Origin of the sequence: Bacillus sp. SD088, from assembly GCF_017355205.1 — a bacterium.
Taxonomy (GTDB): domain Bacteria; phylum Bacillota; class Bacilli; order Bacillales; family Bacillaceae_C; genus Lederbergia.
In genome coordinates this window covers 178,927-194,061 of sequence record NZ_JADIJK010000002.1, presented here as the reverse complement: position 1 = coordinate 194,061, position 15,135 = coordinate 178,927, and the positions used below count along the sequence as shown (strand labels likewise).

The window sequence follows — 15,135 nt, the reverse complement described above, 5'->3', positions numbered from 1 at the left end:
TGCTGATAGGTGGGTACCTAGGACCTTTCTAATTAAAACGGGAATAATGAAATAATCCAAAAATAACGGAAAAATTACCTTGACACTAGAATAATGAAAGCGTATTCTATGTGTTATATACAATAAAACAGTATTAAAACAGTTAAAGTGTATTTTATTTTAGACGATGAGAATTTAGAGATTGATAGTATCAGAGTAAAGAATAATTGAAGGGGAGGAATGGAGATGACGATGGTGAAAACGTATCAACGAACAGAATATCCGAGACCACAATTTCAGCGGCAATCATGGATGAATTTAAATGGCACGTGGAAGTTTGCTTTTGATGATCATAATATTGGTGAAAAAGGCTCATGGCATGACAAGCCTTCTTTTTCGACAGAGATACAAGTCCCGTTTACGTATGAAGCAAAGGCGAGTGGAATCGGGGAGCAGAAGTTTCATCCATATATTTGGTATCAAAGAACTTTTGAGATCCCGAAAAGTGAGGTAGGTAAGAGTATTATTCTCCGATTTCAAGCCTCTGATTATGTCACCAAAGTATGGGTGAATGGGGTTTATGTCGGTAAGCATGTAGGAGGATATGCTGCGTTTGCTTTTGATATTAGTCATGCGATCGATCCTACCAAAGAAAACGAACTAGTCGTGAAAGTAGAAGATAGTCAAAGCTGTTATCAGCCTAGAGGAAAGCAACGCTGGACAGATCAAAACTTTGGGTGCTGGTATGTACAAAATACTGGGATTTGGCAAACCGTGTGGCTCGAATTTTTGAGTGAAGAGAACATTGAAAGAGTGAAGATGACACCAAATATTGATACAAAGTCTGTTACGTTTGACTATAAACTGCATGGAGAACTGCTGGAAGATTTAAGACTTGAGACGACCATTACATTCTCGGGAAAAAAGGTGAAGCAATTTTCGGTAACGCCTGATCGTTCCAATTTTCGCTTTGAAGTGGACATCGCCTCTGAAATACATGAATGGAAAATATTTCACTGGACACCGCAGCATCCAAATTTGTATGATGTAAATTTTCGTCTGTATCTAGGTGGAGAACTTGTAGATGAAGTAGATTCCTATTTTGGGATGAGGAAAATCTCGATCAAAAATGGGCAAGTGCTGTTAAACAATTTTCCAATCTATCAAAAGCTTCTATTAGACCAAGGCTATTGGACAGACACAATGCTCACTCCTCCGTCTGATGAAGCGATGATTGAGGATATTGAAAAAACTTTGCAGATGGGTTTTAACGGCGTGCGAAAGCATCAAAAGATTGAGGATGAACGATTTTTATATTGGTGTGATAAAAAGGGATTATTGGTTTGGTCTGAGATGGCTGCGACCTATGAGTTTTCCGATGAGGCGATTGAGAACTTCACAAAGGAATGGCTAGAGATTATACAACAGTATTATAATCATCCTTCGATCATTACGTGGGTGCCGTTTAATGAATCTTGGGGAGTATCCGATATTCTCACAGAGGAAAAGCAACAAAAGTTTACAGAGGCTATTTACTATGTAACAAAATCAATCGATTCTGAACGTCCGGTTATCACTAATGACGGTTGGGAGCATACGATTTCCGATATTATCGCCTTGCATGATTATGAAGAACTAGGAGAAGTATTCTACGAGCATTATAAGGACAAGGATCGAATTCTTAGCAATGAAACGACTGCTAACCATCATAAATATGCATTCGCGGAAGGCTATCAATATAAAGGACAACCTGTCATGCTGACGGAATACGGTGGGATTGCTTTTAAAGATGAAAGTGGCTGGGGCTACGGGAACCAAGTGGATACAGAGGAAGCATTTTTAAAGCGCTACCGAGAAATGACCGATGCGATTAAGGCAATTCCTTATATCAGTGGATATTGCTATACCCAAACAACAGATGTTCAACAAGAGATTAATGGATTACTAATGGAAGATCGAACACCGAAGATTGCTCTAGAAAAGATTAAAGAGATTAATGATGCACGCAGGACAAATCGGTAGTCATTACCAATTAGAATAGCTATTAAATCTATTTACACTATCATCCAATGGTCGTGGTTTTAGAGAGTTGTCTTGCATCGAGTATGTTCAAATTAATATAACCGGAGGATGATATGGATGAAAAAGGTTGGCTCGCTTGGCGTCCTGTTCATATTGCTAGTCACTGTCTCAATGGCTGGATGCCAGAACAAGGAGGTTGACAACGAAACAAAGGAGATAGGCAATGATGTTTTGGAAGAACCTGTGACGATCACAATCATGGGGTCTGCGATGATGGTGGATGATGACATGATCGATGAATTCTTCAAACCGATCATAGATAAATACCCAAACGTATCTCTTAAGGCAACAAGTGATTCGATAGAGGATATGGTCGCAGCTGGGAAAGTGCCTGACATGATTATTACTAGTAATCCCAGTTTGTACGATAATATCGAGAAAGAATTGGCTTGTGACATGTCGGAATTCTTTGATAGCCAAAATATTGATTTAAGCCGTTTTAATCCAGCTATTGTGGAGGACTTAGAGCAGCATGCGGAGGCCTTTGACACACCAGGCGCTATATATGCAATGCCCCTGTCGCTGAATTACGGTGTTTTGATGTATAACAAAGATATCTTCGACACGTTCGGTGTGGATTATCCCGAGGCGGGCATTACTTGGGATGACGTTATCGATTTGGCTAGGAAAACGACAGGCATGCGGGATGGAATTGAGTATATTGGACTGGATCCAGGATGGATACACGAGCTTTTCCGTGCCCATTCCTTATCGTATGTCGATAACAACGGCCAAGTTGATTTGATGACTGACGGATTCAAGGAAGTCATGGATGTATTTGATCAAGCATATAGTATCCCTGGAATGATTGGTCAAAATGAAGAGAATTATGGATATGGAGGAATGGGTATCTTTATCGAAGAACGTCGGTTAGCCATGTTCCCAGCCTGGGTAACGATGGTAACGGAGAATATTCCATTAATGGAGGAATCCGGATTAAATTGGGACATTACCTCTTTTCCTACATTTACTGGCACACCTGAATTCGGTCGAAATATTGATTATCATGCTATTATCATCCCAGAAACTGCGGAAAATAGAGAAGCCGCCTTAGATGTCGCGGCCGAAATGGTGACGGAAGAGGCACAGCTGTATTTAAGCAAGGAAGTGAATCGGGTGACTGTACTGGACAACCCGGAAATCCGCGAGTCATACGCCACTGGCTCAGATGCGTATGAAGGGAAACATTTACAGGACATTTTCACTGTTGACCCGTCACTCGACCGCAAACCCTCTCCGTATAACCAAGAACTTGACGAGCTCATGATGGACCTTAGAAGGAAATTGGCTGTGGAAAATAAGGATGTAAACACAATTTTGCGTGAGGCCCAGGAAGAAGCGGAGACCCTTGCCAAAGAGTTTGAAAAGAATCAATAGCTGGGCATAAATCTTACTCATCCCGCTTGTTTTTCAATGACTTGGAAGATGCGTTCTAAACCCTATGAATCAAAGGATTAATCGCTTATAACTATAGAAAGTTGGACAATGTGCTTTTGAAAACGGAGGTTAGAAGATGAATCGGTTCTTCTTAAATATTTGTTTATCGTTAATAATATTACTTATTCTTGGTGCATGTTCCAAACAAGAAAATGCTAATTCTAGTAAGAGTGAAGATAATGGAGATATTACTCTAATTTGGTCAACTGATAATCCGGATCGCTATAACGATGCAAAAGAAGCCATTGAAGAAAAATTTCCCCATATTACAATTGAGTTTCATAGCATAGCTCAGAGTAGGGAAGGTATAGAGGAAATGCTTGCGGCACAAGTTCATCCTGATATTATCGAGGTGTTTAATGCTTCTAAGGTATCACTCTATATGGAATCGCAGTTAGTATATGATATGGATGAATTAGTGGAGGAACATGGATTTGATCTAGAACGAATTGAACCCGGCTTGTTATCGCGTATTCGTTCGTATGCCCCTAACCAAGAATTATATTTACTTCCTTATGAGCCTGATCTTTTAGCTCTATTTTACAACAAAGGAATATTTGATCTATTTGGTGTTGAATATCCTACCGATGGTATGACATGGGACCAAGTACTTGATCTGGGTAGACAGCTAACCAGGGAATATGATGGTACCCAATATTATGGTTTGGAAATATGGAATCCATTCTTTGTGGGAGAAGCATATGATATTACTTATGTTGATCCGGAAACGGATGAGCCAATATTTGCTGATTCACCAGGTTTAAAAGCTGGCTTTGAAGTATATAGAGATATGCGACAAATACCTGGAAATGAATCACCTCCATGGGTGTTGGAAGGACAGACGGCGATGTCTGCTCGTTTTAAAGATGTTGGACCATTACTTCGAGTGGAAGAAGAAACAGGATTGGACTGGGATTTGGTGTCGTGGCCGACCTTTGAGGATCGACCAGAAATAGCCCCTGTTCAAGGTGGATCGGCCCTTGGTGTTGCTGCAACGAGTGAATACAAAGATGAGGCTTTTGAAGCAATTGCTTATCTTTTATCAGATGAATATCAAACAGAGCAAGTAAAAATGGGCTTAAGTACGCCTTTAGCCAATGAAGAGATTCAAAATCAAATTTACGCAGATGAACCTCGTATGGCTGATAAAAATACAGGGGCATTTTTTTACAACTCGTATAATGGTGGACCAGAACAAAGATCCATCTATGATTATGCACTTGATGGTTCATTTAGAGGTGATTTAATTGAAGAGTTGGCTAATGGGAATCGCAGTGTTTCAGAAATTTTAAGAGAATATGAAGAGCGAGTTAGGGAAGTTATTGAGGAGCAAAAGGGCTGGTTGGAGAACTGATTCCGCTCTTAGAAAAAAAGGCTAATTCTTAAGAAAACAAGTTTGGAGGGGTGGAAATGGCTGCAGAAAAACCAAATATTATAATGATACTAGCTGATGATTTAGGATTCTCCGATTTAGGGAGCTTCGGAAGTGAGATTCAAACGCCTAACTTAGACGGACTTGCTGAAGATGGATTAAGATTAACACAATTTTATAATTCAGCACGTTGTTGTCCAAGTCGGGCATCGTTGTTAACTGGATTATATCCACATCAAGCTGGTGTTGGAGAAATGACAGAAGACTATGAAACTCCTGGTTATCGTGGATTTCTAAAGGATCAATGTGTGACGATTGCCGAGGTGTTAAAGGAAGGTGGATATCATACGTATCTATCTGGAAAATGGCATGTCGGGGAAAAGGGACCAATAGAGCGGGGCTTTGACGATTTTTATGGAATGTTAGGCGGATTTACAAGTTTTTGGGATCAAAAAGACTATTCTCGCTTACCTGAAAATCGACCAAAACGACAATATAAAGATGGTGAATTTTACGCAACAGATGCAATTACAGATTATGCACTAGATTTTCTTGAAGATTCGCGTTCGGACGACCAGCCATATTTTCTCTATCTATCTTATAATGCACCTCATTTTCCACTCCAAGCACCAAAAGAGGAGATTGCCAAATATGAGAGGGTTTACGAAAAAGGCTGGGATCGAATTCGAGCAGATCGATTAGAACGAATGAAGAAGTTAAAGATTGTCGGAGAAAATACATCATTAACTCCTCGGTCAGAATACTGGGATCGAGATCGGGACATCCAAGGTACGAACCCTGCGTGGGACTCGATTAATCCTGATCGACAAAAGGACTTAGTGAAACGAATGGCCATTTATGCGGCGATGATCGACCGGATGGATCAAAATATTGGACGAGTTATCGATGATTTACGTAAAAATGACGAACTGGAGAATACTCTAATTTTATTTTGTTCTGATAATGGGGCATGTGCGGAGTGGGATCCATGGGGATTTGATAATTGGATCACAACCTCTAATTTTTTACATCGAAAAGCTGATTTAGAAAAAATGGGAGGACCTGATTCTTATCATAGCTATGGTTCAGGCTGGGCAAACGCATGTAGCACGCCCCTTCGGTTGTATAAGCATTATGGTCACGAAGGTGGGATTAGTACACCATTGTTAGTTCATTGGCCTGAGGTTATTAAACGTCAAGGAGAGATTGATCACCAACCTGGTCATTTTATCGATATTATGGCCACATTGGTTGATATTACAAATGCTCCCTATCCTGACCAATATAGAGGACATCAAATTTTGCCAATGGAAGGGGAAAGTTTAGTTCCTATCTTTTTGGGAGAAGGAAGAGAAGAGCGGACGTTTTGTTTTGAACATGAGCAACACTGCGGTGTGCGAAAGGGTCCGTGGAAATTGTCAAAAATAAAAGAAGGAGATTGGGAGCTTTATAATATCGATAATGATCGTACCGAACTCCATAATTTACGAGATCGGCATCCAGAACTTGTGAGAGAATTAAAAGGAATCTGGGAGGAATGGGCCGAGCGGACCGATGTCTATCCGCGGAGAGTAATGAGTAGGGAATCCTAACTGTATTGTACTGAATCTAGGATATAAATGAACATGTGCATACATGATGATGGGCATGTTCATTTAACTATACTAACTATTGTAGATCCTTTAGTAGCTTTTAGTGTCATGTAAGAAAAAAAGGAAATTATAAACCAATCGGGTCAGCCTCTCTTATGGAGAAGTTGGCCTGTTTATTTATTTAGGAAAATCTCCAATAGAAAATAATGATTATTCTCCGGATTTAAATGTAAATTGAACGGATAGTTTGTAACAAATGGCTCATACTATTTCAAGTAAACCAAATTTAGGAGGTATTAGAATGGAATTCCAACAGTCACAAAATAATCAAAACGTTGAAACAGGAGCCGTTTCACCACAAATGAACCATGGTGGTCACGAGATGTTCGATGTACACGAGGTGTTGTCTGGTGTAATTAACACAATGAACACGTATACGATGCTAAGTGAACATGTACAAGATCAAGAGCTTCGCGATATTTTAGAGCGCCAAAAGCAATTTATGGCAGATGAGTATAACATCACTTTAGAATGTTTTCAAACAGGGCAAGATCCCGCTAAACCTACGCAAAGTTACAAGATGAATCAGGGAAATAATTTTACTTATGGAATGCAGCCAACAAGTCAACCACAAAAACCAATGCAATCTGCCACAGAACTTAATGATGAAATGATAGCACTTAGCATGTTAAACGCTGTTAAATCAGGTGCTCCTGTTAAAACAGCTGCCGCAATGGAAACGACAAACCCAGTCGTTCGTCGTGTACTTGCTGATTCTATACCGAACTGTATTGAAATGGCCTATGAAATATCTCTTTATCAAAATAAGCACGGTTACTATCAGGTACCGCAGCTGTCGCAACAAGATATGCAAAAAATCCAGAATGGATATGCTCCAGCACAAGTCCAACCGCAAATGCCTGGAAATAATCCAACTCACTAATTTTAAAGACTATAGAATGAAGTGCCAATAGAAAAAGGCCGCTTTTCCTTACAGGAAGTGGCCTTTTTCTATTGGGCCTACGGAAGCAGAGATGATTGTTCATCTCGAATTAACTGGCAGTAACCCCCCCTACTAAATGAAGCTCCTCTTCTAAAAAATTAACTTAATTCACTAAAGAATAGACAAAAATAGAGTTAGTATATACTATATAGTTAGTATAACAATAGGTTTGGGTGATGACTTATAAAAAATATACCTTTGTATCAACAGATAAAAGAATATATTAAAGAACAGATTCAATCTGGGGAATTGCGATTAGGGGATTTGGTTTTTTCTGAAAAGGAGTTAATGGAAAAGTTCCATGTGAGTCAAATTACAACAAAAAATGCACTTAATGGGCTTGCAGAGGAAGGAATTGTAGAGAGAATTCGGGGGAAGGGTACATTTGTAGCAGAAAGCGACTTTCTAAAAGAGTCAAACCCATCTGTAATGAGTCCGGAGGATTACTCCAATGGGATAGTGGGGCTTATATTGCCTAGCATGAAAACAAAGATCGAACAAGAATTAGTTAACTATATTGAGTTGTATGCATCGAAGTATAAGTATAATTTAATGGTTAAAATTACAAGAGAATCACAGTTTGAGGAAAGTAATGCAATTAAGACGTTTAAAGAATTGGGAGTTAAAGGACTCATCATTTTTCCAACTGAAAAAGAAGTATATAATGAGTCGATCCTTAGGCTTTCATTGGATAAATTTCCTTTCGTGTTAATTGATCGGTATTTAGAAAATATTAGGACCTACAGTGTTTCTTCCGAAAATGAAAAAGGGACAGTTGAAGTGATTTCTTATTTAATTCGCAAAGGCCATCAAAATATTGGCTTGATTTCACCACTAATTACAAATACCGTTACAATTGAGCGATCAATTGGTTTCGAACAAGCCTTCTTAAAAAATGATTTGGTTGTAAATAAAAATTTATGGTTATTATTGAATTTTAATAAAATTTCCATCGAAGAAACCCCATTATTAATTAAGAGGTTTTTGATGAGCAATCCAGATATTACTGCGCTTTTTATTATGAATGCCGAATTGGCACGCTATACAAATATAGCCGTGGAAAGGATAAAGAAGGAATTTTCCAGGGAGATTGAGATCATATCCTTTGACTATTCAGGAATAGAGGGTGTTTCTTATATTCAACAGGATATTGAAGAATGCAGCAAACAAACAATAGAACTATTACAAGAGCAACTTACGGGGGATTATCGGCCAAGAAGAGTCTTTGTCCCGGTTAAGTTTATCAATGAGCTATTTTGATCATTTCATCGCTTTTTACCTAATAAGTTAAACCTCTATTAGGTATTTTTTTATACTCAAAATAATATAGTTAATCTATTTTATACTAAATGTAGTATATATTTTGTCCTGGCAACCTAATAATATAGTAAATGTAAGTGATTACATTTCTAGGGGGTCAAATATGAAAAGGGTTAGAAATGGGTTATTTGTACTTGTTCTGAGTGCGTTTCTCTTTGTCGCGGGATGCAATAGTAACTCGAGTAATTCAGAAGGAGAATCAGAGAAAAAGGGAGAAACAATTGAATTATCATTTATGGGACACGGAAATCCGGATGAGAAGAAAATTTTCCAATCTGTGATTAAATCTTTCGAAGAGAAATATCCAAATGTGAAGGTAAAGTATACGAGTGTTCCACCTGCAGAATATTCGCAAAAACTCTCTACATTAATTGCATCTGGTAAACAACCTGATGTGTATTATGCTGCTGGACCTGAGTTCGCCCGATTCGCTGGCGCTGATCAACTATTAAATTTACAAACATATCTTGATCAAACGGACATTTTTAATCCGGACAATGTTTGGGATCAGGCATTAGACAGGTATCGATATAATGGTTCAACAGTAGGCGAGGGAGATTTATATGGCTTGCCAAAAGATATGGGACCATGGGCAATGGTATACAACAAAGACTTGTTTGATGAAGCTGGGGTAGAGTATCCATCTAAAGAGGTTGGAGAATGGACATGGAATGACATGTTAGATGCTGCGTTAAAATTAACAAAAGATACAAAAGGTGATGGGAAAACGGATCAATTTGGGATCGCGGGTTTTCCTTTAGAAAATGCTGTTTGGGGTAATGGAGCGGATTTTATAGACTATGATACGGGTGAGGCAAAAATTGATACACCTGAATTTATCGAAGCGATGCAATTTGTTGCAGATTTAAGCCAAAAGCATAAAGTATCACCATCCCAAGAGGCGGAAGAAGCGCAAAATTCTTACACGAGGTTTGTATCTGGAGGAGTGGCAATGTTTGCAATGGGCCCCTGGGACCAACCAAGTTTTTGGGAATTGCCATTTGGCTGGGATTTAGCACCTTGGCCAGCTAGTCCTAATACGGGGGAAACGGCAACTTGGCTTGGCTCTATGGGATTTGTTATTTCCAAAAAAACAGAACATCCTGATGAGGCGTTTGCTCTTGCTTCCTACTTATCATTGGATGAAGACGGACAAAGACAATTTATGGAGTTAGGACAACAAGTACCAAACCTAAAGAGTCTAGCGGAAGACGAATTTTTAAATATGGAACAGGCTCCGGAAAACCGTCAAGAGTTTATTAATATTATTGAGGATTACGGTAAACCAAACAACGGTTGGAGATCACCAGATGTTCAGTGGCTCGATTATTTTAATCAGGAAGCAGCAAAGGTCTGGAACGGAGAAATGTCTGTCGAGGATTGGGTTAAACAAGCTAAACCTAAAATGGAGGAACTGTACAAAAAGGGAAACTTGAAGTGATCCAATAAAGTGGCTGGGTATAAAGAATGCGTTTGCAAATGGGCGGTTTGCTATTTAAGCAAATTAAATTTCCGGATCGAGTTATTCGTACCAACGAGCTGATGGTTCGGATTATACCTTTTTCCCAGCCCTTTCATCCTTTTTGTAAAAGCTCAAAAGTTGGTTTTTACACATAATTAATGAAGTTTAGCGGTTTTTACAAAGTTAGCAGCTCTTTTCTCAGTTGGATGGTCTCGTTATTAAAATGATTACATTAACGTTGAGAAAAGAGCCTAAACAAAAGGAGGGAGAATTTTGAGTGAGTTGCTTATGGAGACCAAGAAAAAGGTCCCTTCCAAACAAAACCGTTCTAAAATTCCCGGATATAAAAAGAAAGAGATCATGTGGGCTTACTTATTTGTTGCAGCCCCGGTAATTGGTTTTCTATTATTTGGACTGATTCCTACCATTTGGTCAATTGGTTTAAGCTTTACTGAATGGGATCTAATTAATAAACCTACGTTTGCAGGAGTAGGTAATTATAAAGAGCTTCTCGGAGACGAAAAGGTCTTTAAATCTATTTATAATACCATCTTCCTTATGATTGGAATCCCAATTGGGATGATCCTCTCATTAATATTGGCCGTTATGATGAACAGAAAGATCAGAGGGATTAGCGTTTTTAGAGCGATCTATTATATTCCGGTCATCACTCCGATTATTGCTGTTTCACTTGTTTGGCAGTGGATTCTTAATTATGATTTTGGACTTTTAAATAATATGCTTTGGGAATGGTTCGGAATACAAGGTCCTAACTGGCTAGGAAGTGCATCTTGGGTAAAACCAGCGCTCATCATTATTGGCGTTTGGACAGGATTGGGAAGTAATATGATTCTTTATCTAGCAGGACTTCAATCTATTCCAAGTTCTTATTATGAAGCAGCGGAAGTGGATGGGGCGAATATTTACCAAAAGTTTGTAAAGATTACTTTTCCTTTGTTATCACCTATTCATTTCTTTGTTCTTGTTATGGGTGTAATCGGGGCGTTTCAGTCTTTCAGTCAAATTTATGTTCTCGCTAATGACGGAGGCCCTGAATATAGTGCGGCAACGATTGTATTCTATATTTTTGAACATGGTTTTAAATATTACAATATGGGATATGCAAGTTCGATTGCATGGATACTAGGTGTGATTGTTTTTATTGTAACGTTAATCCAATTCAAATTATCTAAACACTGGGTTTATGAAGGATAGGAGGGTGAAGGTATGAGAAGTGAAAAAATTATTAATATTTGGGCCTTTGCTATACTGTTAGTTGGATCAGTGGCAATGCTCGTACCTTTTGCTTGGTCAATCTCTACCTCATTAAAAGATCAAAAAAATATATTTCAAATGCCACCGCAATGGATTCCCGATCCAGCAACGTTTCAACATTATATCGATGTCTGGAAGGAAGTCCCGCTGTTCAGTGGATTTACCAATACACTGATCGTTGTCGTTTTTGTATTGGTGATTGGCATTTTTACCTCGACGATGGCTGCTTATGCTTTTGCTAAAATTGCTTTTCCTTTTAAAGAAACGATTTTTTTAGCGCTATTAGGTACGATGATGATTCCCTTTGCAGTCGTGATGATTCCACAATTTATTATGTTTTCTAAATTGGATTGGGTAGATACTTTGTTACCTTTAATTTTACCAGGTCTATTTGGCAATATTGTGATCGTGTTCTTTTTAAGACAATTCTTACAGAGTGCTTTGCCTGATGAATTAATTGATGCATCCAAAATAGATGGTAGCGGTTTTATCCGTACCTTTTTTACCATTGTTTTACCTGTCGCCAAACCGGCTATTGCGGCCCAAGCAGCGTTAGGTTTTATGGGGATTTGGAATGACTTTCTCGGTCCGTTAATTTATTTACATTCTCCAGAGAAACAAACCTTACAGGTCGTAATCGCATCGATGCAGGCACAGTATATGGGCTCTTCAAATTACCCATTGATATTGGCCGCGTCCATCATATCCATGATTCCATGTGTGATCATCTTTTTGGCAGCACAAAAGCATTTTGTCCAATCATTGGCGATCAGTGGTATAAAAGGATAGTTAAAGAGGATGTTCAAAAAGTAAGGATCAAGTGGATGAACAGCTAAGTTCGCACCGTCCTGGAGCAACGCTGTTCTGACCAACGCCCTGTTGACAACAATCGCTACGTGTTTTGTGACATGCGCCCTGCAGCCTCCGCGCACTTTTGACGTTCAGGATGCTAATATCGGAGACAGGACTCAGCACTTTTATCCAACTTGGTCATTTTATCCTTCTTTTTGAACACGCACTTAAAGTAAGTTGAACGTTTCTGGAGGTTACAAATTCGCATGAACCGAAAACAATATTTTACGCTCCTTTATTTAAGTCTGATGCTATGGGGGTTAACAGCTTGTACGCAAATAGAGGAAGTAGAGGTGGATGTAAATATGGATAAGATGCAGACTTACGCTAATCCTTTTGAGTTGGCTGACGAATGGCCGGATTATGGTAATGGTGATCCTTATGTTTTCCGTTATAACGGGATCTATTATTTATATGTGAGTACAAAGGATGCCAGAGTAGGAATTAAAGCATGGAGTTCCACAGATTTAATTAATTGGGCATACGAAGGGTTAGTGACAGAGGATGAGCGGACAACTTCTGCTTATGCACCTGAAGTTGTTTATTGGAATGGAACCTTTTATATGTATACGTCGCCAGCCGGAAATGGACATTATGTGTTAAGTAGTAAGGCTCCGACTGGTCCTTTTAAGATTGAAACGGAGAACCTTGGAATGTCTATCGATGGATCTGTTTTTATTGATGATGATGGCTCGTGGTATTTTACTCATGCAGGAAATACAGGAATAGTTGGCCATAGAATGATAGATCCGTATACATTTGAGGAGGGTGTGGAAACAAATGTCTTTCTCGATCATTGGACAGAGGGGTCAATGATTATTAAGAATAATGATCTCTATTATATGACGTATACAGGAAATCACGTTTTCAGTAAAGGGTACAGAATTAATTATGCGGTTTCTGAACAAGGTCCATTAGAAGGATATGAAGTCCCAGAACACAATCCGATCTTAATCAGTACTGAAGATGAGTTTAATGGACTTGGTCATAATTCCATTGTGCTTGGTCCGAATTTAGATTCTTATTATGCTATATACCATAATCTCATTGGCCGTTCGGCTGAGGGCCCTCCTGTACGCAAAATGAATATCGATCGGATGGTCTTTAATGGGAAAAAGTTGGATGTGCTTGGTCCAACCCACTACCCGACTCCTGTACCGGAATCAGCTGATTTTGAACAGAGATGGGAAGAAAGTGAACTTGTTAAGAACAATTGGTTAAGTGAGGCTAAGACAAAGGATCATTTTACTGCGGAGTTTAATTTTGCAGCAGCGATTATCGAAAAGGATGCGCAGCTGGCAATCCAATTTTCTTATCAGGATGATCGAAATTATGGTGCGGTATCGATTGATTTGGAAGGAAAAAAAATAGAGCTTTTACAAGTAGTGGATGGGAAGAGCAAAGTTTTAGATGAGGCCACATTTCCTCAAGAATTTGACTTTAGCTATCTGCATGTTATTAGAGTAGAAAATAGAAAAGATAAAACAATCGTATTTTTGGATGGAATGAAAAAAATAGAAGTGGAAGCGTCTGATTTTGGTGCAGGGGAAATAGGTTATCAAATGGAACATGCGAGCATGTCTTTAGGATATACCGCATTCTCTGACCAAGTTGATCATTCAAGTGATGTGGAATTGTATAAGCCATTACCTGGTACGATTGAAGCCGTTCATTACTTGGAGGGGGAAAATAGAGGATATTCGATTAAGGAACCATCAAAAGAAAATCATTACCGAGAGAATGTGCCTGTTCAAACACGTGAGGATGTTGGTTCGTATTCTGTGGCTTTAAAAAATAAAGGTGACTGGCTTAAGTATAAAGTAAATGCAAGTGAAACGGGATTGTATGAGGTAAGTGCAGTTATAAATCCAAACTCCATCCAAAAAAATCTTTCATTCGGAGTATCGATAGATGACGAAAAGCAACAGACATTTAAGGTGAAAAGGGAAGATATGGATGTTAATACTAGTTTGCTTAAAGTGCGACTCGGCAGAATGAATATAGATGAGGGTTTTCATGTATTAAAACTTTTGCTAAAAAGTGGAGAAGTGGAAATTGACCATTTAGAATTTAATCTTGTCTCTGATGAAAAATTTGATATTGAAGATGGATTGGAGCAAGTGGAAACAGAGGATATCCATGGACGCTGGGAACTACCTGAGATAGGAGCTGTTTCTAATTCTAATGAAGATATGAAGATGTACTTAGGTGATGAGAAGTGGACAGATATTGAAGCAGATTTGACATTTGAAATCAATGATGAATTGATGGATGAAGCAGGATTGTTATTAAGAGTCACCAATGAATCCGAGTTTAAACATCAAGTAGATGATTCGTTGATGGGTTATTATATTGCTTTCAATGCAAGAGAAGTAACTTTACAAAAGTTAAACTATAACTCTACCTTACTAGAATCGTCAACTGTTTCACTGGATGGAGGAAAAGAATATCATTTACGTGTTTCGGTCAAGGGTAATGAAATGAACATTTATTTAGATGATGAAAAAGAGCCAATTATTTCCTATAAAGATCCAATGGCTTTTATGAACGGAAAAGTAGGAATAAGATCAGGATACTCAGACGTTTATTTTAAAGAATTGACAATTAAATCTATACAATAAATGAGTGTTCAAAAAGAAGGATAAAAAGGACCGTCGGCGACTACGCTGACGTCAATAGCAAGCTTTCGACACTATTACATCCTGTACGACGAAAGTTCGAGGCGGACTTGTGCGTGTTTACGGACTTCCGTGTTGCCCAC

The 15,135-nt window shown here is 38.7% G+C and carries 10 protein-coding genes; all 10 read left to right on the top strand.

Annotated features, from left to right (window positions below; translation table 11 throughout):
• Positions 1 to 231: 231 nt before the first annotated feature.
• The 10 genes from IPU53_RS02575 (at position 232) to IPU53_RS02530 (ending at position 14,995) form a co-directional block, all read left to right on the top strand.
• Positions 232 to 2,001 (top strand): glycoside hydrolase family 2 protein, encoded by a 1,770-nt coding sequence (locus tag IPU53_RS02575; protein WP_396019888.1) that lies wholly within the window; start codon positions 232 to 234, stop codon positions 1,999 to 2,001.
• A 117-nt stretch (positions 2,002 to 2,118) separates the two neighbouring features.
• The gene (locus IPU53_RS02570) at positions 2,119 to 3,438 is read left to right on the top strand and encodes an ABC transporter substrate-binding protein (protein WP_207447261.1); all 1,320 of its coding nucleotides are present in this window, start codon (positions 2,119 to 2,121) and stop codon (positions 3,436 to 3,438) included.
• Between the two features lie 136 nt (positions 3,439 to 3,574).
• Positions 3,575 to 4,852 (top strand): ABC transporter substrate-binding protein, encoded by a 1,278-nt coding sequence (locus IPU53_RS02565; protein WP_207447258.1) that lies wholly within the window; start codon positions 3,575 to 3,577, stop codon positions 4,850 to 4,852.
• 56 nt (positions 4,853 to 4,908) lie between these two features.
• Positions 4,909 to 6,462 carry an arylsulfatase gene (locus IPU53_RS02560; RefSeq protein ID WP_207447256.1) on the top strand — a complete coding sequence of 518 codons (1,554 nt, stop codon included), beginning with the start codon at positions 4,909 to 4,911 and terminating at the stop codon, positions 6,460 to 6,462.
• 301 nt (positions 6,463 to 6,763) lie between these two features.
• Positions 6,764 to 7,405 carry a spore coat protein gene (locus IPU53_RS02555; protein WP_207447254.1) on the top strand — a complete coding sequence of 214 codons (642 nt, stop codon included), beginning with the start codon at positions 6,764 to 6,766 and terminating at the stop codon, positions 7,403 to 7,405.
• A gap of 258 nt (positions 7,406 to 7,663) precedes the next feature.
• Entirely contained in the window at positions 7,664 to 8,725 is a 1,062-nt protein-coding gene (locus IPU53_RS02550) for a GntR family transcriptional regulator (protein ID WP_242698014.1), read from the top strand.
• Between the two features lie 163 nt (positions 8,726 to 8,888).
• On the top strand, positions 8,889 to 10,226 hold the full coding sequence (locus tag IPU53_RS02545) for an ABC transporter substrate-binding protein (protein ID WP_207447252.1): 1,338 nt from the start codon (positions 8,889 to 8,891) through the stop codon (positions 10,224 to 10,226).
• 309 nt (positions 10,227 to 10,535) lie between these two features.
• On the top strand, positions 10,536 to 11,462 hold the full coding sequence (locus IPU53_RS02540) for a carbohydrate ABC transporter permease (RefSeq protein WP_207447505.1): 927 nt from the start codon (positions 10,536 to 10,538) through the stop codon (positions 11,460 to 11,462).
• Between the two features lie 12 nt (positions 11,463 to 11,474).
• The gene (locus IPU53_RS02535) at positions 11,475 to 12,311 is read left to right on the top strand and encodes a carbohydrate ABC transporter permease (protein WP_207447250.1); all 837 of its coding nucleotides are present in this window, start codon (positions 11,475 to 11,477) and stop codon (positions 12,309 to 12,311) included.
• A 269-nt stretch (positions 12,312 to 12,580) separates the two neighbouring features.
• Positions 12,581 to 14,995, top strand: coding sequence for a family 43 glycosylhydrolase (locus tag IPU53_RS02530; RefSeq protein ID WP_242698013.1), 2,415 nt, complete (start codon positions 12,581 to 12,583; stop codon positions 14,993 to 14,995).
• Positions 14,996 to 15,135 lie beyond the last annotated feature (140 nt).

Coding starts and splice junctions, on each gene's coding strand:
- IPU53_RS02545 (WP_207447252.1), top strand. CDS start 8,889: ATGAAAAGGGTTAGAAATGGGTTATTTGTACTTGTTCTGAGTGCGTTT.
- IPU53_RS02530 (WP_242698013.1), top strand. CDS start 12,581: ATGAACCGAAAACAATATTTTACGCTCCTTTATTTAAGTCTGATGCTA.
- IPU53_RS02565 (WP_207447258.1), top strand. CDS start 3,575: ATGAATCGGTTCTTCTTAAATATTTGTTTATCGTTAATAATATTACTT.
- IPU53_RS02575 (WP_396019888.1), top strand. CDS start 232: ATGGTGAAAACGTATCAACGAACAGAATATCCGAGACCACAATTTCAG.
- IPU53_RS02535 (WP_207447250.1), top strand. CDS start 11,475: ATGAGAAGTGAAAAAATTATTAATATTTGGGCCTTTGCTATACTGTTA.
- IPU53_RS02560 (WP_207447256.1), top strand. CDS start 4,909: ATGGCTGCAGAAAAACCAAATATTATAATGATACTAGCTGATGATTTA.
- IPU53_RS02540 (WP_207447505.1), top strand. CDS start 10,536: ATGGAGACCAAGAAAAAGGTCCCTTCCAAACAAAACCGTTCTAAAATT.
- IPU53_RS02555 (WP_207447254.1), top strand. CDS start 6,764: ATGGAATTCCAACAGTCACAAAATAATCAAAACGTTGAAACAGGAGCC.
- IPU53_RS02570 (WP_207447261.1), top strand. CDS start 2,119: ATGAAAAAGGTTGGCTCGCTTGGCGTCCTGTTCATATTGCTAGTCACT.